Origin of the sequence: Sphingopyxis flava, assembly GCF_900168005.1 — a bacterium.
In the GTDB taxonomy this organism is placed as follows: Bacteria; Pseudomonadota; Alphaproteobacteria; order Sphingomonadales; family Sphingomonadaceae; genus Sphingopyxis; species Sphingopyxis flava.
Window position 1 is genome coordinate 22,048 of sequence record NZ_FUYP01000004.1, and the last position, 19,133, is coordinate 41,180.

General features: G+C 64.1%; 20 protein-coding genes and 1 pseudogene. 13 read left to right on the forward strand and 8 right to left on the reverse strand.

Features of this window, described 5'->3' with window-relative positions:
- Nucleotides 1–34 precede the first annotated feature (34 nt).
- The 4 genes from B5X69_RS04150 to B5X69_RS04165 all read left to right on the forward strand — a co-directional run bounded on the left by B5X69_RS04150 (nt 35) and on the right by B5X69_RS04165 (nt 5,572).
- Nucleotides 35–1,162, forward strand: coding sequence for a phosphoserine transaminase (locus B5X69_RS04150; RefSeq protein ID WP_079637448.1), 1,128 nt, complete (start codon nt 35–37; stop codon nt 1,160–1,162).
- A 120-nt stretch (nt 1,163–1,282) separates the two neighbouring features.
- Nucleotides 1,283–2,869, forward strand: a complete 1,587-nt coding sequence (gene serA / locus B5X69_RS04155; protein WP_079637449.1) for a phosphoglycerate dehydrogenase — start codon at nt 1,283–1,285, stop codon at nt 2,867–2,869.
- Nucleotides 2,870–3,014: 145 nt separating this feature from the next.
- Nucleotides 3,015–4,130 carry an ATP phosphoribosyltransferase regulatory subunit gene (locus B5X69_RS04160; protein WP_079637602.1) on the forward strand — a complete coding sequence of 372 codons (1,116 nt, stop codon included), beginning with the start codon at nt 3,015–3,017 and terminating at the stop codon, nt 4,128–4,130.
- A gap of 152 nt (nt 4,131–4,282) precedes the next feature.
- Complete coding sequence (locus B5X69_RS04165; protein ID WP_079637450.1) at nt 4,283–5,572, forward strand: adenylosuccinate synthase; 1,290 nt, start codon at nt 4,283–4,285, stop codon at nt 5,570–5,572.
- Here B5X69_RS04165 and B5X69_RS04170 read toward each other — a convergent pair.
- Nucleotides 5,569–6,033 (reverse strand): annotated as a pseudogene (locus tag B5X69_RS04170) (IS630 family transposase); the annotation flags it as partial. The gene B5X69_RS04165 and the pseudogene B5X69_RS04170 overlap by 4 nt on opposite strands.
- 29 nt (nt 6,034–6,062) lie before the next feature.
- Between B5X69_RS04170 and B5X69_RS04175 the strand changes: the two are divergent.
- Both B5X69_RS04175 and B5X69_RS04180 read left to right on the forward strand, forming a co-directional pair.
- A complete protein-coding gene (locus B5X69_RS04175) occupies nt 6,063–6,308 on the forward strand; it encodes an AbrB/MazE/SpoVT family DNA-binding domain-containing protein (RefSeq protein ID WP_079637451.1) in 246 nt (81 codons plus the stop codon).
- Nucleotides 6,305–6,694, forward strand: a complete 390-nt coding sequence (locus B5X69_RS04180) for a type II toxin-antitoxin system VapC family toxin (protein WP_079637452.1) — start codon at nt 6,305–6,307, stop codon at nt 6,692–6,694. Before B5X69_RS04175 ends, B5X69_RS04180 begins: the two co-directional genes overlap by 4 nt.
- A gap of 344 nt (nt 6,695–7,038) precedes the next feature.
- Here B5X69_RS04180 and B5X69_RS04185 read toward each other — a convergent pair whose 3' ends face one another.
- Nucleotides 7,039–7,923, reverse strand: coding sequence for a haloalkane dehalogenase (locus tag B5X69_RS04185; protein WP_079637453.1), 885 nt, complete (start codon nt 7,921–7,923; stop codon nt 7,039–7,041).
- Between the two features lie 95 nt (nt 7,924–8,018).
- On the opposite strand from B5X69_RS04185, the gene B5X69_RS04190 reads away from it, so the two are divergent.
- Complete coding sequence (locus tag B5X69_RS04190; RefSeq protein WP_079637603.1) at nt 8,019–8,609, forward strand: NADPH-dependent FMN reductase; 591 nt, start codon at nt 8,019–8,021, stop codon at nt 8,607–8,609.
- Here B5X69_RS04190 and B5X69_RS04195 read toward each other — a convergent pair.
- A complete protein-coding gene (locus B5X69_RS04195; RefSeq protein ID WP_079637454.1) occupies nt 8,606–9,916 on the reverse strand; it encodes a spinster family MFS transporter in 1,311 nt (436 codons plus the stop codon). The two genes, B5X69_RS04190 and B5X69_RS04195, sit on opposite strands and share 4 nt — an antisense overlap.
- A gap of 111 nt (nt 9,917–10,027) precedes the next feature.
- Here B5X69_RS04195 and B5X69_RS04200 point away from each other — a divergent pair, with 111 nt between their 5' ends.
- A complete protein-coding gene (locus tag B5X69_RS04200) occupies nt 10,028–11,614 on the forward strand; it encodes an amidase (RefSeq protein ID WP_079637455.1) in 1,587 nt (528 codons plus the stop codon).
- A gap of 111 nt (nt 11,615–11,725) precedes the next feature.
- On the opposite strand, the gene B5X69_RS04205 is transcribed toward B5X69_RS04200, so the two are convergent.
- Together B5X69_RS04205 and B5X69_RS04210 are read right to left on the reverse strand one after the other, a co-directional pair.
- Nucleotides 11,726–12,208, reverse strand: coding sequence for a DUF2721 domain-containing protein (locus B5X69_RS04205; RefSeq protein ID WP_245798580.1), 483 nt, complete (start codon nt 12,206–12,208; stop codon nt 11,726–11,728).
- Nucleotides 12,209–12,215: 7 nt separating this feature from the next.
- Nucleotides 12,216–13,433: an LL-diaminopimelate aminotransferase gene (locus B5X69_RS04210; protein WP_079637457.1), complete on the reverse strand. Its 1,218-nt coding sequence runs from the start codon at nt 13,431–13,433 to the stop codon at nt 12,216–12,218.
- A 116-nt stretch (nt 13,434–13,549) separates the two neighbouring features.
- On the opposite strand from B5X69_RS04210, the gene B5X69_RS04215 reads away from it, so the two are divergent.
- The 3 genes from B5X69_RS04215 (at nt 13,550) to clpS (ending at nt 16,762) form a co-directional block, all read left to right on the forward strand.
- Nucleotides 13,550–15,337, forward strand: coding sequence for a PHA/PHB synthase family protein (locus B5X69_RS04215; RefSeq protein WP_079637458.1), 1,788 nt, complete (start codon nt 13,550–13,552; stop codon nt 15,335–15,337).
- Between the two features lie 120 nt (nt 15,338–15,457).
- A complete protein-coding gene (locus B5X69_RS04220) occupies nt 15,458–16,192 on the forward strand; it encodes a phasin family protein (protein ID WP_079637459.1) in 735 nt (244 codons plus the stop codon).
- Between the two features lie 201 nt (nt 16,193–16,393).
- Complete coding sequence (gene clpS, locus B5X69_RS04225) at nt 16,394–16,762, forward strand: ATP-dependent Clp protease adapter ClpS (protein WP_079637460.1); 369 nt, start codon at nt 16,394–16,396, stop codon at nt 16,760–16,762.
- On the opposite strand, the gene B5X69_RS04230 is transcribed toward clpS, so the two are convergent.
- Nucleotides 16,763–17,059 carry a winged helix-turn-helix transcriptional regulator gene (locus B5X69_RS04230; RefSeq protein ID WP_245798581.1) on the reverse strand — a complete coding sequence of 99 codons (297 nt, stop codon included), beginning with the start codon at nt 17,057–17,059 and terminating at the stop codon, nt 16,763–16,765.
- A 19-nt stretch (nt 17,060–17,078) separates the two neighbouring features.
- Between B5X69_RS04230 and B5X69_RS21875 the strand changes: the two genes are divergently transcribed.
- Entirely contained in the window at nt 17,079–17,327 is a 249-nt protein-coding gene (locus B5X69_RS21875; protein WP_245798583.1) for a hypothetical protein, read from the forward strand.
- A gap of 30 nt (nt 17,328–17,357) precedes the next feature.
- On the forward strand, nt 17,358–17,507 hold the full coding sequence (locus tag B5X69_RS21330; RefSeq protein ID WP_176141509.1) for a thioredoxin domain-containing protein: 150 nt from the start codon (nt 17,358–17,360) through the stop codon (nt 17,505–17,507).
- A 30-nt stretch (nt 17,508–17,537) separates the two neighbouring features.
- On the opposite strand, the gene B5X69_RS04235 is transcribed toward B5X69_RS21330, so the two are convergent.
- On the reverse strand, nt 17,538–18,491 hold the full coding sequence (locus B5X69_RS04235; RefSeq protein WP_079637461.1) for a DMT family transporter: 954 nt from the start codon (nt 18,489–18,491) through the stop codon (nt 17,538–17,540).
- Nucleotides 18,492–18,591: 100 nt separating this feature from the next.
- On the reverse strand, nt 18,592–18,963 hold the full coding sequence (locus tag B5X69_RS04240) for a hypothetical protein (RefSeq protein ID WP_245798584.1): 372 nt from the start codon (nt 18,961–18,963) through the stop codon (nt 18,592–18,594).
- Between the last annotated feature and the right edge of the window lie 170 nt (nt 18,964–19,133).

Sequence of the window (19,133 nt, forward strand, 5' to 3'; positions counted from 1 at the left end):
AACGCCGCGCGCGCTCTCTGCAAGGAGAGACTAAATGAGTGAAGTGACGACGCCACAGGTGCGCCCGACGCGCCCCTATTTTTCTTCCGGACCCTGCGCCAAGCCGCCGGTCTGGTCCCCCGAAAAACTCGCGACTGACTCGCTAGGCCGCTCGCACCGTGCCAAGATCGGCAAGGCGCGCCTTCAATATTGCCTCGATCTGATGCGCGAGCTGCTGAAGCTTCCCGACACCCACCGAATCGCCATCGTTCCCGGGTCGGACACCGGCGCCTTCGAGATGGCGATGTGGACGATGCTCGGCGCCCGTCCGGTCACGGCGCTCGCGTGGGAAAGCTTCGGCGAGGGCTGGGTCACCGACGTCGCCAAGCAACTCAAGCTCGATCCGATCATCATCCGGGCGGACTATGGCGCGCTCCCCGATCTCAGCCAGGTCGACTGGTCGAACGACGTGCTCTTCACCTGGAACGGCACCACCAGCGGTGTCCGCGTCCCCGATGGCGACTGGATCGCCGCCGACCGCGAGGGGCTGAGCTTTGCTGACGCAACGTCAGCGGTGTTTGCCTACGACCTGCCGTGGGACAAGATCGATGTTGCGACCTTCAGCTGGCAGAAAGTGCTCGGCGGCGAAGGCGGTCACGGCGTCCTGATCCTCGGCCCCCGCGCCTCGGAGCGGCTCGAAACCCATACCCCCACCTGGCCGATTCCCAAGGTTTTCCGTCTGACCAAGGGCGGGAAGCTCGTCGAAGGCGTGTTCAAGGGCGAAACGATCAACACCCCCTCGATGCTCGCCGTCGAGGATGCGATCTTCGCGCTCGAATGGGCCAAATCCCTGGGGGGTCTCGAAGGGCTGAAGGCACGTAGCGATGCCAATGCGGCCGCGCTCGACAGGATCGTTTCGCAACGCGAGTGGCTAAGCCACCTCGCCGCCGATCCCGCGAGCCGCTCGAAAACGTCGGTGTGCCTTTCCGTTGCGGGCGCCGACGCGGATTTCATCAAGAAGTTCGCAGGCCTGCTCGAGGCCGAAGGTGCAGCCTATGACATCGCCGGTTACCGCGACGCTCCTCCGGGTCTTCGCATCTGGTGCGGCGCAACCGTCGACACCGCCGATATCGAAGCCCTCGGCCCGTGGCTCGATTGGGCCTACGCCAGCCTTTCGGCCTGAACCTTATTCCTTTCCGTTCGCCCTGATCTTGTCGAAGGGCCGATTTTTCCTCGTGCCGTCGTCAAAGAAGGCCGGCACTTCGACAGAAACGGCCGAACGGATTTCTTGAAAGCTATTCCGATGACCAAACCCAAAGTTCTGATTTCCGACAAGATGGACCCCCGGGCCGCCGCGATCTTCAAGGAACGCGGCATCGACGTCGACGTGATCACCGGCAAGACCAAAGAAGAACTGATCGCCATCATCGGCAATTATGACGGTCTCGCAATCCGCTCGGCGACCAAGGTCACCGCCGATGTGCTTGCAGCCGCCACCAATCTGAAAGTCGTCGGCCGCGCCGGCATCGGCGTCGACAACGTCGACATTCCGGAGGCGTCGAAGAAAGGCGTCATCGTGATGAACACGCCTTTCGGCAACAGCATCACCACTGCCGAACATGCGGTCGCGATGATGTTCGCGCTCGCCCGGCAGATTCCCGAGGCAAACGCAGGCACGCAGGCAGGCAAATGGCCGAAGAACGACTTCATGGGGGTTGAGCTCACGCAAAAGACGCTCGGGCTGATCGGCTGCGGCAATATCGGCAGCATCGTTGCCGAGCGCGCCCTTGGCCTGCGCATGAAGGTCGTCGCCTTCGACCCCTTCCTGACCCCCGAGCGAGCGGTCGAGCTCGGCGTCGAAAAAGCCGATCTCGACACGTTGCTCGCCAGGGCCGACTTCATCACATTGCACACACCGCTGACGGACCAGACCCGCAACATCCTGTCGAAGGAGAATCTCGCAAAGACCAAGAAGGGCGTGCGGATCATCAACTGCGCGCGCGGCGGACTCATTGACGAAGCAGCGCTAAAGGAGGCGCTCGACACGGGCCATGTCGCGGGCGCGGCGCTCGATGTGTTCCAGAGCGAACCGCCGGCGGCCGATCATCCACTGTTCGGAACTCCGAACTTCATCTGTACGCCGCATCTCGGCGCCTCGACCGACGAGGCGCAGGTCAATGTCGCGATCCAGGTCGCTGAACAGATTTCGGACTATCTGCTCACCGGCGGCATCACCAACGCGCTCAACGTACCGAGCCTGTCAGCCGAGGAAGCGCCGAAGCTGCGTCCCTATATGAGCCTCGCTGAAAAGCTTGGCAGTCTCGTTGGCCAGCTCGCGCACGACAATCTCACGACGATCTCGGTCGAAGTCGAGGGCGCAGCCGCCGAACTCAATCTGAAACCGATCACCGCGGCGGTGCTCACCGGGCTGATGCGTCGCTATTCGGACAGCGTGAACATGGTCAATGCCCCGCACCTCGCGCGCGAGCGCGGGCTCGACGTGCGCGAGGTGCGTCATGACCGCGAGGGTGATTATCACACCCTCGTTCGGGTCACCGTCGCGACCAGCCAGGGCGACCGCTCCGTCGCGGGAACGCTGTTCGGCAATAATGAGCCGCGTCTCGTCGAAATGTTCGGGATCAAGGTGGAGGCCGATCTCGATGGCCACATGCTCTATATCGTCAACGAAGACGCGCCGGGCTTCATCGGCCGCATCGGCACCGCGCTCGGCGAGGCTGGACTTAACATCGGCACCTTCCATCTCGGCCGCCGTGCCGCAGGCGGCGAAGCGGTGTTGCTGCTGTCGCTCGACTCGCCGCTGCCCGAACCGATGCTGTGGCAGATCTGCCAGCTTCCCGGCGTGAAGACAGTGAAGGGGCTGACGTTCTAAAGTCGCCTTTCCCACCGGTCGCATCGAGCAAAGTCGAGAAGCCCATCGATGAGGCTCTCCCCTTCAGCGCATCTCGATGATGCTCGAGGCGATCGGATTTCGAGGCTGGTTGAATCCATGCCTCCACCATCCTAAGGCCACCGCAATGACCAAGGCTCCCGCCCTGCTGCCCGAAGGCCTTCGCGACCGCCTCCCCCGACAGGCAGAGGCGGCATCGCGCGTTACCCGCGCGCTTGTCGATGCGATGCGTGCGCATGGATATGGCCGCGTCGCGCCGCCGCTTGCTGAGTTTCGCGAAACGCTGGGGGGCGATGACGAACGATCGGCGCGCGACCTTCTGCGTTTCACCGATCCGGTGTCGCAGCGAACGCTGGCGCTCCGCCCCGACATCACGCGGCAGGTAGGGCGCATCGCGACTTCGCTGTTGGCGCAGGCCCCGCGGCCACTGCGCCTTTGCTATGCAGGTCAGGTGGTCAAGCTGCGCGCGAGCCAGCTGCGTCCGGCGCGCGAGATGCTCCAGGTCGGAGCCGAGCTGATCGGCAGCGATAGTGTTGCCGCGGCGCGCGAAATCGTGACCGTCGCCATCGACGCGATCGAGGCAGCAGGCATCGGCCGAGTCACCTTCGACTTCACCATGCCCGACCTTGTCGACCTGCTCGCCGGCGGGCCCCTGCCGGTGACGGGCGACGTCGAGGCCCTGCGCGACGCGCTCGACGCCAAGGACGCCGGCGCGCTGGCGCGGCTGGGCGCGGAGGCCTATCTCCCGCTGCTCCGCGCGACCGGTCCATTCGACCTGGCGATTGCCGACCTGCGAGCCTTCGACACTGGGGGCGTTCTGGCCAGGCGCCTCGACGCAATCGAGGCGATCGCCGCCCCGGTACGCGAGCGCGTAAACCTCACGCTCGATCCGACCGAACGCCACGGCTTTGCTTATCAAAGCTGGTTCGGTTTCTCGATCTTCGTTGCCGGGCAAGGCGCGCATATCGGGCTCGGCGGCAGCTATGCGATCCCGGTCGGCGGCGGTCAGGAAGAACCCGCGGTCGGATTTTCGCTTTACCCCGACCCGCTGATCGACGCCGGGCTGGGCGGCGAGGACATTGCCGAGCGCCGCATCTTTCTGCCCCTCGGCCACGACCAGGCCATTGCCGCAAGCCTGCGCGCCGACGGCTGGCAGACGGTCGCGGCGCTGACCGATGCCGAGGATGCCGCACGGCTCGGCTGCGGATGGGTGCTGGGCGCTCAAGGACCGGTGGAAGCGTGACGCTTCCCTGAGAATAATGCCCGCGATCCGCTTCGCCCGAAAGTGCGGAACCTGCGATCGCCGCATATTCCCCCCTCCGCGACCCTTGCCTCCACGAAGGAATCGGCTAAAGCCGCGCGGGCCTTGGAGCCCGCAGACAGCAGGACAGCATCATGGCAAATGTTACCGTCATCGGGTCGCAATGGGGCGACGAGGGCAAGGGCAAGATCGTCGACTGGCTCGCGAGTCGTGCCGACGCAGTCGTCCGCTTTCAGGGCGGCCATAACGCCGGGCATACGCTCGTCGTCGGCAACGAGACCTACAAGCTGTCGCTGCTTCCCTCGGGTATCGTGACCGGCACGCTGTCGATCATCGGCAATGGCGTTGTCCTCGACCCCTGGGCACTGCGCGACGAGATCACCAAGCTGCGCGGCCAGGGAGTGGAGATCCATCCCGACAATTTTGCCATCGCTGACAATTGCGCGCTCATCCTGCCGTTTCACCGTGACCTCGACGCGCTGCGCGAAACCGCGGCCGGCGCGGGCAAGATCGGCACGACCGGCCGCGGCATCGGTCCCGCCTATGAGGACAAGGTGGGGCGCCGCGCGATTCGCGTCTGCGACCTTGCGCATCTTGACCATCTTGAACCCCAGATCGACCGCCTGACGGCACATCATGATGCCCTGCGCGCCGGTTTTGGCGAGCCGCCGATTGATCGCGAGAGGCTGAAGACCGACCTAGCCGAAATCGCCGACTATGTCCTCGAATATGCGCAGCCTGTGTGGAAGCGACTGAAAAAGGTGCGCAAGGCCGGTGCACGCATCCTCTTCGAGGGTGCACAGGGCGTGCTGCTCGACATCGATCATGGCACCTATCCCTTTGTCACCAGCTCAAACACGGTGAGCGGCACCGCCGCGGCGGGTTCGGGGCTTGGCCCCTCGGCGGTCGGCTTCGTTCTCGGCATCGCCAAAGCCTATACAACGCGCGTCGGCAGCGGCCCCTTCCCGACCGAGCTCGAAGATGAGACCGGCCAGCGACTGGGCGAGCGCGGTCATGAATTCGGTACCGTCACAGGGCGCAAGCGCCGCTGCGGCTGGTTCGACGCGGTGCTCGTCCGGCAAAGCTGCGCAGTGTCAGGCGTCACGGGTATCGCCCTCACCAAACTCGACGTGCTCGACGGGTTCGAAAAGGTGCGTATCTGCACCGGCTACCGCCTTCGGGGCAAGATTCTAGACTATTTCCCGAGCCACGCGGCTGACCAGGCCGCGGTCGAGCCGATCTACGAGGAAATGGATGGCTGGAGCGAGTCGACGGCGGGCGCGCGCAGCTATGCGGACCTTCCGGCACAGGCGATCAAATATATCCAGCGCGTTCAGGAGTTGATCGAGACCCCAATCGCGCTCGTCTCGACCAGCCCCGAGCGCGAGGACACGATCCTGATCCGCGACCCGTTCAGCGACTAGTCACCTGAATCCGAAGTTCGGTTCATTGTCTTTTGAGAGAATCGTTTGACGGAGGCGAAGATTTCGTCGGCGGATTTGACCCATTTGTAGGATTTTGGGTTTTCGTTGTGAGCCGCAATGAAGGCGGCGATATCGGCTTCGAGCTCTGCGGTGGATCGGTGAACGGCCGCGTTGCAACTGCTTGCGCCTCAGCTCTGCAACCAGCGTTCGACCTGGTTGATCCAGGACGCCGAAGTCGGTGTGAAGTGAACATGCCAGTGCGGACGGCACGCGAGCCAGGCCTTGATCTTCGGCCTCTTGTGGGTGGCATAATTATCCATCACGAGATGCACGTCCAGCCCCTCCGGCATCTGGGCGTCGATCCGCTTGAGGAAGTCGAGGAACTCGGTTGCTCGGTGGCGTTTGTAGCACTTGCCGATCCCGGCGCCGGTGGCGATGTCGAGCGCTGCGAACAGCGAGGTCACGGAGCGAAGGAATTAAGAGGTACACGATGACAGTTCAGGTCACGATCACCCCAAACGGTCGGATGAGCCTGCCCGCCGACATCCGCAAGCGCCTTGGGCTTGCCAGCGGCGGTTCGCTGCTCGTCGAAGAGACGCCCGACGGCGTCATCCTGCGGACCGTTGCCCAGTCGATCGCGCATGCGCGAGCGCTCGCGAAGAAATACACCGCCGGAAGACCCGAGACGTCGGTTGATGCGTTTCTCGCCGGCCGCCGCGAGGACTCCGGCGAATGAGCGAAGCGGTCCTCGATGCTTCGGCGCTACTGGCATTGCTGAAGGAAGAAGCAGGAGCCGGAAAGGTGGCCGATGCGATCGCCGCATCGCCGATGACGTCGGTCAACTATGCCGAGGTGGTGAGTCATTTCATCCATGCGGGGATGCCGGCAAACGAAGTGGACGCCATGCTGCACCCCTTGCCGATGACCATCGTCGAAGCGGACCATGCCCTTGCAACCATCGCCGGAAGGCTGAGGGCCGTGACCGCCGAGGCAGGCTTGTCCCTGAGCGACAGATTCTGCCTGGCGCTTGCGCTGCGCGACGGGCTGCCTGCGCTCACGGCGGACAAGAGGTGGCGGACGATCGCGGACGCCGCTGGCGTGAAAGTCTCCGTCATTCGATAGCGGCGTATCAATCAGCGGCCCCTGAAGCGCCTGAACCGCCATCCTCTGGCTGTTCGGCGTCCATGCCGGCGAGACGCCGCCCCCGGTCTCGACCCACATCGGCGGAGGACTCGCCTATGTCTTCATCGCCCTGATCGCCGCGACCTCGTTCGACGGCGCCGTGCGAAGGCTGGGTGCGAAGTACTGGCACCGGCTGCACAAGGCCGGGGTCTGGTACATCGGGCTGACCTTCATGGTCAGCTATGGCAGCCGCGCGGCGGTCAATCCCAGCTATACCCGCCAGTGCTGCTGCTCATCGCGGCCGCGGCGCTCCGCATCTTCCCGGCCCGAAAGGGCCTGCGCGCCTAGTGCGCGGCTGCCACGTCGAGGATCGCGGCGACAAAGCCCGCGGAGTCATTCTCCTGGATAAAATGTCCGCCGCGAAGCGTGCGATGTGCCATCAGGCGCGCGCCGGGAACGCGTTCGACAAACAGCGCATCGCCGCCGCGCGTGATGGGATCGCCATCGGAAAAGCAGCAAAGGAAGGGCTTTTCGAATTGTTCAAGTGCCTCCCACGCACGCTTCTGATCAGGCACGGCTATATTGTCGCCGAGCGGCACCAAGGACGGGAAGAGGCGCGCAGCGACCATCGACGCACGTGTCGGAAAGGGCGCGTCATAGGCCGCGATCTCCTCCGGGGTCAGCCGCCTTTTTGCGCCCGCATGGACGATCCGCCCGATCGGGAAAACCGGGCTGTAGCGCGCGAAAGCGCGCCAGATTGCAAAGGCGCGCGGCGCCGGCTGGCCCTCTGGCAAGCCGCCGTTCGACAGCGCGACGCCGGCAAAGCGCCCGGGCATTTCGGCAACGAGCCGGAGACCGATCAGCGACCCCCAGTCCTGACAGGCGAGGATGATATCCTTAAGATCCAGCCTCTCGATCCACTGTCGCATCCATGCGACCTCGGCCGCGTAGCTGTAGGCGGTGCGCTCGAGCGGTTTGTCCGAACGGCCGAAGCCGATGAGGTCGGGTACCACGGCGCGAAAGCCTGCCGCCGCGACGGGTCCGATCATGCGGCGGTAGAGATAGCCCCAGGTGGGTTCGCCGTGCAGCATCAGCACCGGCTGCGCTCCTCGCGCCCCTTCGTCCACATAATGGACGCGCAGTCCCCCTTCAATTTCCAGGTAGTTCGGCGCATAAGGCCAGTCCGGCAGCGCCGCAAAGCGCTCGTCCGACGTGCGGTAGATACGCATGATATCCCTCCCCTCTTTGTCGCCGCCAGCTTAGGGTGCGGGGCCATGCGCGCAAGCGCTTCCGTTTTTGCGCGCCGCGTGGCACCTTGAAGGACATGCGCCGCTCTATCCTCGTCTTCTACGGAAGCTATCGCCGCGACCGACAGGGCATCAAGCTCGCGCGCTGGATCACCCATGCCATCGCCGCGCGCGGCGATCACGCCGAACTGATCGATGCCAAGGCAGTCAATCTGCCGATGCTCGATCGCCGCCACAGCGATTATGCCGCAGGAGAGGCCCCGGCCGCGATGGAGGCTCTTGCCAACACCATTGCGGCAGCCGACGGCTTCGTCTTTGTCGCGGGCGAATATAATGGCGGGTTCCAGCCCGGCCTCAAGAATCTGGTCGACCATTATCTTACGCAATTCGCCTGGCGGCCCGTAGCGATTGCCTCCTATTCGGCAGGCCCCTTCGCGGGCATCCGCGCCGCGACCGCGTGGCGCACGACGCTGGGCGCGATGGGGATGGTGGTGACTTCGACGCCGCTCAGCCTCGCGCGGATCGGCGGCGCCTTCGACGAGGCGGGCGCGCCGGCGGGCGAAGACGGAGCCAGGATCGCAAAGGCCTTTCCGCGCTTTGCCGACGATCTTTGCTGGTGGATCGACGCCGCGCGCGCGCAGCGCGCGCTCGTCGGCCCGCCCTTCTAACCCGACTTGAGCTCGCTCGCGAGGCGCAAGCTGGCGCGCCAGAAGAAGAAAGCAGGGATGAGCCCGAGCCACGCGGCGCCATAGAGGACATAGCGCACACTCTCCTCGCCATAAGTGGGCGCGAGCGCGTCTGAAAATACGCCGAAGAGAAATGGCCCAAAGCCAAGACCGATGAGATTTTGGCCGAACAACATGATTGATGCGGCGACCGCCCGCGCCTGCGGTCGCACAAGCCCCTGTACGCAGGCATAAGCGGGGCCATAATAGGCCGCGTTGATGATGCTCGGAATGATCAGCAGCGCCATTGCGACCCGCCAATCTTCCATCACATAGCCGAGGAACAGAAGGGGCGCGACAATCGCCATGCCATAGGCGGGCAGCGTCAATATATGCCGCTTGTCACGCCGGCCGAAGACGTCGGCCGCCTTGCCCCCAAGCCATGTACCAAGCGCCGCCGCGAGCCCGAGTACGACGGCCATCGACAATCCCGCCTCGGTCGTCGACAGACCATGACTGCGGATAAAAAAGCTGATCGTCCAAAGCGCCTTACCATAGCTGAGGAAGGCCGTGGCCGAGGCCGCAATCAGGATGAATACGAAAGCACGCGAGCTGAAGATTTCGCGCAGCGCCGCACCGACGGGAAGCTGCGCAGGCGCTGCCTTTACCGTCTGGGCGATGCGATGGTGCCGCGGCTCGCGCATGAAAATAAGAACGATCAGCGCGAGGAGGAGGCCCGGCGCACCGACCAGCATCAGCGCGATGCGCCAACCGTAGAGGTCGTTCACCACGCCGCCGAGAATGAGCCCGAGCAACGAGCCGACCGGGACGCCCAGTCCATAGAAGGCGATCGCCGATGAGCGCTTTTCGGCTGGAACGCTATCGGTGATCAGCGAATGCGCGGCTGGTGTACAGCCCGCCTCCCCCACACCGACGCCGATCCGCGCAAAAAGCAGTTGGATAAAATTCTGTGCGAGGCCGCAGACCGCCGTCATCGCCGACCAGACCGCAAGCGCGATCGCGATCAGTCTAACCCGGTTCGTCCCTTCCTTGTCGGCGTGGCGCGCGATCGGAATGCCGAGCAGCGCGTAGAAAACCGCGAATGCAGGTCCTGCGAGCAGCCCCAATTGGGTGTCGCTGAGGCGCAGGCTGGTCTTGATCGGCTCGGCGAGAATATTGACGATCTGTCGGTCGAGGAAGTTGAAGATATATACAATGAGCAGAATCCACAGCATCGTCCGCGTCTGCGCGGAAGAGCTGTCGGCGAGGGGCGACCCGGGCCCTGCGGCAAGGGCTGGCTTTTCGTTCATTCTTGTCTCCGGCGGCGACAGAGCAGAGCTGGGTCGGGCCTGTCAATGCCGCGGCGCCGGCACGAAAATTGCCGCTTGCAATTGCCCTTACGGCGTCCGAGCCTGCTCGCCATGAAATTTTTTTCCTCGCTCGCTGCACTGACGGCGGCTGCCGCCATCCTGCCGCATGTTCCGGCCGCCGCAATGGCGCCGCCGCTACCCGACATCGCGGGGAAGGATGCCACGACGTTGCAGGCCGAAATGACCGCGGGATCGATCGACAGCGAGCTCATCACGAGCATCTACCTCGACCGCATCCTGAGGATCGACGATCATGGACCCAAGCTGAATGCCGTGATCGCAATCTTCCCCGACGCGCTCGCCGAGGCCCGCCGACTCGATGCCGAGCGCAGCGCGGGGAAGGTGCGCAGTCCGCTCCACGGCGTCCCGGTTCTGCTCAAGGATAATATCGAGGCGGCAGGGCCTGTTCCCACCACCGCGGGCTCGCTAGCGCTCAAGGACAATGTCACGGGCCGCGACGCACCGCTTGTCGCTCGGCTGCGCGAGGCGGGTGCCGTGATCCTCGGCAAGACCAATCTTTCGGAATGGGCAAACATTCGCTCGGACAGCTCGACGAGCGGCTGGAGTGCGGTTGGCGGACTGACAAAGAACCCTTACGCGCTCGATCGCAACACTTGCGGGTCCTCGGCCGGAAGCGGCGCGGCGATGGCGGCGAGCCTTGCGGCGCTGACGGTGGGGACCGAAACCGACGGTTCGATAACCTGTCCGTCGGGGCTGAACGGCGTTGTCGGCTTCAAGCCGACGGTGGGGCTCGTCAGCCGCACCTTCATCGTACCGATCAGCCGCAGTCAGGACACGGCGGGGCCGATGACGCTGAGTGTGCGCGATGCCGCCGCCATGCTCAGCATCATCGCGGGCAGCGACCCTGCCGATCCTGCGACGGCCGAGGCCGATGCGCACAAGACCGATTTCGTGGCCGCGCTTTCGCCCGACGCGCTCCGGGGCAAGCGCATCGGCGTGCTGCGCGACCGCATCGGTTCGCGCGCCGACATCGTCGCGCTGTTCGATGCGGCGCTTCGACAAATTGCCGATCTTGGCGCCGCGGTCGTCGAGATCGAGGACAGCCAGTCCGGCATTGAGGGGCTGGGCGATGCCGAGTTCGAGGTGCTGATGACCGAACTCAAGGCCGATATGAACGCCTATCTGGCAGGCCTGCCTTCAGCGGACGGCCCGAAGACGCTCGCCGACCTGATCGCCTTCAACAAGGCTCACCCCGAGGAATTGCGCTGGTTCGACCAATCGCTGTTCGAACTCGCCGAGACCAAGGGCGGCCTCGACAGCCCCGCCTATCTTGCCGCCAAGGCAAAGGCCGCTCGGCTCGCCGGTTCCCAAGGGATCGACAGGCTGCTGAAAGATCACGGCGTCGACCTGCTCGTCGGCGTGACCAACGGTCCCGCCTGGACCAGCGACCTTGTGAACGGCGACCATTATACAGGTCCGAGCGTGAGCGACCTTCCCGCGGTCGCCGGCTATCCGCACCTCACCGTGCCGATGGGCGCCGTCGAGGGCCTCCCGGTGGGCCTTTCCTTCATAGGACCGAAATGGTCCGATGGTGCGGTGCTTGCCGCAGGATATGCCTATGAACAGGCAAGCGCCAAGCGGGTGGCGCCGACCTATCGAACAAGCGTAGCGCCGTAGCGCCAATCCCGGGACCGCTTGCATTGAGCCTAGCCGCGAGGCCCATCGAATTGAGCCTTCCCGAGAGGCGTGTCTAGCGGCCGCTCGACACGAACGGATCAGGAAAGAGCGCTACCGCCGCTGCCGCCGCAGCCAGCCAATGTCCTCGCCCTCAAGCAGGTCCATCGGAACCTGGATCGCGCGAATGGCAAGGCGGACCTCGACGAGAAAGAGAAGCAGGGACACGAGAAGCAGCAGCATCGCGAGCGCGAAGGCCCACGACGCAGCGACGCCGAGGTTGAGCCCGGTGAAAGCCTGCGTGAACAGAAGCGCGACGAGCAAGCATATGACGATGCCGCAGGCGACTGCGGCGAGGATCGAGTCATTGATGACCCGCATCCGCCGGTCGGCGGCGCGCAGTTCGGCGACCACCCGCTCATGCTCATCGCCTTCGGTCTCTGACCAGCGGGTCATCAATACCCGCGAGCGGTCTACGACACGCGACAGCCGGCCCGCGAGAACGTTGAGCAGGCTGCCGGTCGCCACCAGCAGAAATACGGGCGTGACCGACAACTGGATCGTCTGGGCAATCGCACTCGCGTCCAAGCCCTGCACCCGCGGATCAGTTCCCGCCCGCAGCGACCGACGGCGTGTTGACACCGTGCATCGACAGGAATTTGCGGATGTTGCGCGCCGCCTGACGAATGCGCTGTTCATTCTCCACCATCGCAATGCGCACAAAGCCTTCGCCGTCCTCACCATAGCCAACGCCCGGTGCGACCGCGACCTTGGCATGGGTCAGCAGCTGCTTTGAAAATTCGAGGCTCCCCATATCCTTGAGCGCGGGCGGCAGCGGCGCCCAAGCGAACATCGACGCGGGCGGGCTCGGGATTTCCCAGCCCGCCCGGCTGAAGCTTTCGACCATGACATCGCGACGCTTCTGATAGAGGTCGCGATTCCTGGCAACGATGTCCTGCGGGCCGTTCAGCGCAGCGCAGGCTGCGGCCTGGATCGGCGTGAACGCGCCATAGTCGAGATAGGATTTGACCCGCGTCATCGCCGCGATCAGTCGCTTGTTGCCGACCGCGAAGCCCATGCGCCACCCTGCCATCGAGTAGGTTTTCGACATCGAGGTGAATTCGATCGCGACGTCTTTCGCTCCGGGCACCTGCAGGATGGAAGGGGTCGGATTGCCATCGTAGTAGAGCTCCGAATAGGCAAGGTCGCTCAAGACCCAGACCTTGTTCTCCCTCGCCCAAGCGACGAGCCGCTCGTAGAATGCAAGGTCGACCGCCTCGGCGGTCGGGTTCGAGGGATAATTGACCACGAGGATCGACGGGCGCGGGACGGTGAAGGCCATCGCGCGGTCGAGCGCGCGCCAGTAATTTTCATCCGGGGTCGTCGGAACGCTGCGAATCGTCGCCCCGGCGATGATGAAGCCGAAGGTGTGGATCGGATAGCTGGGGTTCGGCGCGAGGACCACATCTCCCGGGCCGGTGATCGCCGTCGCGAGGCTCGCAAGCCCTTCCTTGGACCCCATCGTCACGACCACCTCACTCTCGGGGTCGAGTTCGACATTGAACCGGCGGGCATAATAATTGGCCTGCGCGCGTCGGAGGCCTGGAATGCCTTTCGACTGCGAATAGCCGTGTGCGTTGGGTTTCTGCGCCACTTCGCACAGCTTGTCGATCACATGCTGCGGCGGCGGCAGGTCGGGGTTGCCCATCCCCAGATCGATGATGTCCTCGCCCGCGGCGCGTGCTGCCGCTCGCATCGCATTCACTTCGGCGATGACATAGGGCGGCAGGCGCTTGATGCGATAGAATTCATCGTCGGACATGGGGAACTAGAACAACTCCTTTTCGTGTGCGTTTGAATGGATGCGAGCGGCAAGCTCGCCAGCCGCACCGCGGCTTGTTATAGGCAAATTGACGGCACTGACCAGCGGGAACGAACATGAGCGATGCGGGTAGCGGCAAGGGCGAAGACGAGGCGACCAACACGCGCAGCCCCTTTCTACCCTCGGCGGAGGATCTCCAGCACTGGACGAGCGTGATGGCGCGCGCGCAGCAGATGATGAGCGACTTTGCGCTTGGTCAGGCCGATGCGGAGAAGGCGGCCGCGCCGCTGCTCGACCCCGCAAATTGGCTGGGCAGCGGCGGCGTACGACTATGGGCCGAGCAAAGCGCAAGGATGTGGGAACAAGGCGCCGCCTTCTGGACCTCGCTCGCGGCGCTCACTCCAGGCCTCACCCCGCCCGCGCCCGCCGACGACGCCAAGGACCGACGCTTTGCCGATCCTGACTGGACCGCGAACCCCGTGTTTTCGCTGATCCGCCAAACCTATGGCCTGTTGTCCGACCAGTTGCTCGCGACCACAAGGCAGATGCAGGGGCTCGACGAGGCCGCGCGTGCCAAAATGGAGTTTGCGGCCAGATCGATGACCGAGGCGCTATCGCCGACCAACCTTGCGATCACCAACCCGGAGGTTATCAAGCGCGCGGTCGAGACGCGCGGCGAGAGCCTGCTAAAGGGACTGCGTCACATGCTGGCCGACCTCGCGCGCGGGCAGCTCAGCCATGTCGACCCCGATGCCTTCGAGGTCGGCGTGACCATCGCGACGACACCGGGCAAGGTGATCCACGAGACCGAGCTTTATCAGCTCATTCACTACGCGCCGGTGACGAAGCAGGTGTTCACGGTCCCGCTCGTCATATTCCCGCCGTGGATCAACCGTTTCTATATTCTCGACCTCAATCCGCAAAAAAGCTTCGTCAAATGGGCCGCCGAACAGGGGCTTTCGGTGTTCATGGTGTCCTGGAAATCGGCTGACGCGTCGATGAAGGACCTGGTGTGGGACGACTATGTAGAAGCACAGGTCGATGCGATCGACACGGTCCGTGACCTGCTTGGGGTGCCGCACGTCCACGCGATCGGCTATTGCGTCGCGGGCACCACTCTTGCCGCGACCCTCGCCATGCTCGCGGCGAAAGGTGACGCCGACAAGGTCAAGTCAGCGACCTTCCTTACCGCGCAGGTCGATTTCGAGCTTGCAGGTGATCTCAAGCTGTTCGTGGATGACAATTATCTTGCACTGCTCCAGCAGCTGTCAGCGCAGGGCTATCTTGACGGGCGCTATATGGCCGCGACCTTCAACGCGCTGCGTGGGCGCGACCTCATCTGGAATTATGTCGTCAACAATTACCTCCTCGGCAACGACTATCCGCCATTCGATCTTCTCTACTGGAACGGCGACGTCACCAATCTTCCAGCGAAATGGCATCGGCAATATCTGGTCGATCTCTACCGTGACAATCGCCTCGTCATTCCGAACAGCCTGTCGGTATGCGGCACCCCTATTGACCTCAGGAAGATCCGCACCCCCGCCTATATCCAGGCGGGCCGCGAGGACCATATCGCACCGCTCGCCAGCGTCTGGCGACTGATGGACCATCTGTCGGGACCCAAGACCTTTCTTCTGGCAGGTTCAGGGCATATCGCCGGCGTGGTAAACCCGCCGGCGGCCGGCAAATATCAATATTGGACCAGCGATAACGCCGCCGCGAGCCTCGATGACTTCCTAGCCTCTGCGACCGAGACGAAGGGAAGCTGGTGGCCGCACTGGATCGAATGGATCGCCGCACAGGACAGCCTCAAAACGCTGGCGAAAGGCGCGCGCATTCCGGGCAAGGGCCAGAAGAAGGCGATCGAGGACGCGCCCGGCCGCTACGTCAAACAGCGGTAATTACCCGAATTTTGCGGCCACTGAGAAAGCTTCAGGGTGATTCTTGTGCACTGCACAAGAATTGTCTTGAATTCGCTGCGCGACTCCTATATTGTGCAGTGCAACATAAGGAGTTGTCCCATGGCTACCAAGATGGACAGTGCTGAAAGGGCTTTCGAAGCCGCAACGCTGGAACCCGCCGCCCAGCCGGCGACTCCTGCTGCTCCGGCCGCGGCCGAAGCTCCGCGCGCCGCGAAGGCCTCGGCGCCGAAGAACAAGACCGTGAAGGCGAAAGCCAAGCCGGTCCAAAAGAAGGCGGAAAAGTCCGCCGTGAAGCCCGCTCCCAAAAAGCCGGCTGCGAAGACGATTACCCCCAAGATCAAGGCCGCGCCCGAGCCCCTCGCCGCCGCCACAAAAGGATTCCAGACCATGAACGAGACTGTCAAGAAGTTCGCCGAAGACGCCAAGGTCCGAGCTGAAGCGCTCACCGCCGAGCTCCAGGAGCGCTCGAAGGAAGCGCTCACCAAGTCGAGCAAGCTTGCCGAGGAAGCCGTCGAATTTAACAAGGCCAATGTCGAAGCGCTGGTCGAAGCCGGCAAGATCGCGGCCAAGAACTTCGAGACCCTCGGCCAGGAAGGCGTCGCTTTCGCCCGCAAGAGCTTTGAAGAGACCTCGGCTGCGCTCAAGGGCTACACCGCCGTCAAATCGCCGGCCGAGTTTTTCAAGCTCTATGCCGAGAACAGCAAAAAGGCTTTCGACTCCGCCGCCGCGCAAACTTCGAAGACCAGCGAACTCGTGGTCAAGATGGCGAACGACAGCTTCGCGCCGATCTCGAACCGCCTATCGGTCATCAGCTCGAAGATGAAGGCAGCCTAAGGACCTTTCTCTTCTAGTTGGCGCGGGCACTCTCTCCCCTCCTCCCCGCCTGTGCCGACGACACCAGGACCGCTCGCATCCTTTTCGGGATGCGGGCGGTTCTTGCTCATGCACGATCCGCTTTGCGCGGGCGGACCGCGAAAAGGCGGTTAATGCCCCTCGCTCCCTCTTGCGATTCCGCTGCTGCGTGCGATATTCCAGATGATGATGTTTTCTTTTCGGCTCTCCGGTCCCGTTCGCGCCATGGCGGACAAGGACGACGACGCGCCCGGTGCCCCCGGGGTCGGCATTGCAACGCGCACGCGCGCGAAGCCCAAGAAGCCATCGATGTACAAGGTACTGCTGCTCAACGACGATTATACCCCGATGGAATTTGTCGTGATGGTGCTGCAGCGCTTCTTCAACATGGACATCGAGAGGGCAACGCAGGTCATGCTTCACGTCCACCAGCAAGGTGTCGGCGTATGCGGCGTCTTCAGCTATGAGGTCGCGGAAACCAAGGTGAATCAGGTGATGGACGCCGCGCGGCAGAACCAGCACCCCCTCCAGTGCACACTCGAAAAGGCCTGATCAGCCCGGCTTTCCCGCCCGCTCGGCTTTGAGCGCAGGCGGTGACTCCCCTTTCAGCGCGCCATAGCGGAGCAACTCGCCGCAGCCGGGACAGACTGTCGCGGCGCCCATGTCGGCGCCGCAGGCGCGGTGAAAATAGCGCATCGCCGGACCGCCGCCGGTTTCGCCCTCGCGAGAAGCCCAATGTTCGGCCCAGCCGCGCATCGCACAGAGGATGTCGAACAGGTCCTTCCCCTTTGCGGTCAGCCGATACTCGCAGCACGATGGCCGCTCCTGATAGGCTTCGCGCTCAACCACGCCTTCCGCCGCCAGCCGCTTGAGCCGCCGAAACGAGCTGCGACCCGAGGCCGCTGTTCGCCGTAATCGCCTTGAACCGCCCTCGCCCGAAGAACAGCTCACCCAGGATGAGGAGCATTGCGCGGTCGCCGAGCAGCTCGGCCGCCCGGCCGATGGGCTCGCCCTGTTCCGGATGAAGCCGCACCTCCCGGTCAACCCCCTTATTGTGATGCGCGGAGCAATCGTTGCCGAGGACGAGGCATTCTTGACCACCGTGTCGGTGCGGTAACCCCGCGCCATTTGAAAGATGGGCCTGGAGATGGACGGTCCCGAGGTCGCGGCAGCCTTCCTCTCGCCAGCCGGCTTCGACGGGCCTGCGCTACTCGCGCGGACGCAGGAACCTGCGATCAAGGCGAAGCTCGCCGCCAATACCGGGACGGCGGTAGCGCGCGGCGCTTTTCGTCGGTGACGAGATGTTCTTTGGCAAGGACCGGCTCGATCAGGTGGAGGCGGCACTCGCCTGCGCGCCCGCTGCCATCCCGGCTACCCATATCCCTGCAACGATCAGCACCAGCCCCGCGACGTGGAAGAGGTGCAGAGCCTCTCCCAGGAACAGCATCGCCAGCCCCGCGCCCATGAGCGGCATGACGTTCAGGAACTGACCGGTCGCCGCCGACCCGATCAGCTCGACTCCGCGGTTGAAGAAAAGATAGGCAAGAAACGAGGGGAAAACCGAAACATAGGCAATGGCGAGCGCACTCTCCGGGCTGGCAACAATTCGCCGTCCGCCCAGGAGCTCAGCGATATAGACTGGCGCGATCAGCAGGACGCCGACGAAGATCGAGGCGCCGAGCAGGCTCAGCGGATGCACTGTCGGCCGCAGGCGGAGCAGCACCGAATAGAGCGCCCACAGCAGCACCGCGACGCCGATGATCGCGTCCCCCTCATTCCATCGCAGCGCGACGAGCGCAGCCGGATCCCCGCGGCCGATGATGACCAGCACCCCGGCGAGCGATACGGCCACGCCCGCAATCTGCCGCACGCTCGTCCGGTCGCGCATCACCAGCGCGCCGACGATCAGGATCAGCGCAGGCTGGGCTGCCTGGATCAGCATCGAATTGAGCGCTGTGGTCGTCTGTAGCCCGGTATAGAGGAGTAGGTTAAACGAGCCGATCCCCAACAGACCGAGCAGCAGCACCATTGGCCAGTGGGCGCGGAGTACCTCCTTGTCGCGCTTCAGATGCGGCCAGGCGAGCGGCAGCAGCAGCGCGAGCGCGATCGTCCAGCGCCAGAAGGCAAGCGCCGCGGGGGGCACCAAGTCGCGCGCCGCGCGCCCGACGATCGAATTGCCCGCCCAGAACAGCGAGCACAAGGCGAGCAGCGCATAGGCGTGCGACCACAGGGCGCTCACCCCGTTGCGCATGCGCGCCGTTCCGCTTCGCTTAATGCCCATCACCCCTCTCTGTCGCCACGGGGTCAAGGTGGCAACCAGGACTTTCAAAGCTTTGCTCAATCCGCTGCGCGCGCCTTGAAGGCAGGGCGCGCCTCTTCGATCACGGCTCGTGACGTAGCATGCATTTAAAGCCGTGCAGGCCCACCACAGTCTCCCCGTCGCACTCGGGCGCCGCGATCAGCCGGATCCAGCGCGTTTGTGCGCGCGCGGGGCCGATTTCAACATCGAGGGTAAAGCCGCGGCGGTGCTCGATCGCATGCGCGCGCAGCCGCTCCATCGCCGCCCGCGAGCCCTCGCAATAAAGAGCAACCGCGTCCTCGCGCGAAACCTTCGCCCCGAGCGGAATGCCAAACAGATCATAGACGGTCGGCGACCAGGTCAGCCGGTTGCCCCTGAGGTCGCAGTGCCAAACGCCGACCCCTGCGTGGGTCATGGCCTCGCTCTCGCCTGCCGCGCCGATCCGCAGATCCACCGGCGGTCGGATGCCTTGACGGTCAACCCATCCGAGATCGAAATGGCGCGCGCGTTCGAATAGCGGCCAGCTATGATGCAGCGGCAACGGATAGTGATGGCGCAATGCCGGTGGCCCTCCCCAAAAAATGCTAGCGCACGGCGTTCCGCAAAAGTCAATGGACCCCCAAA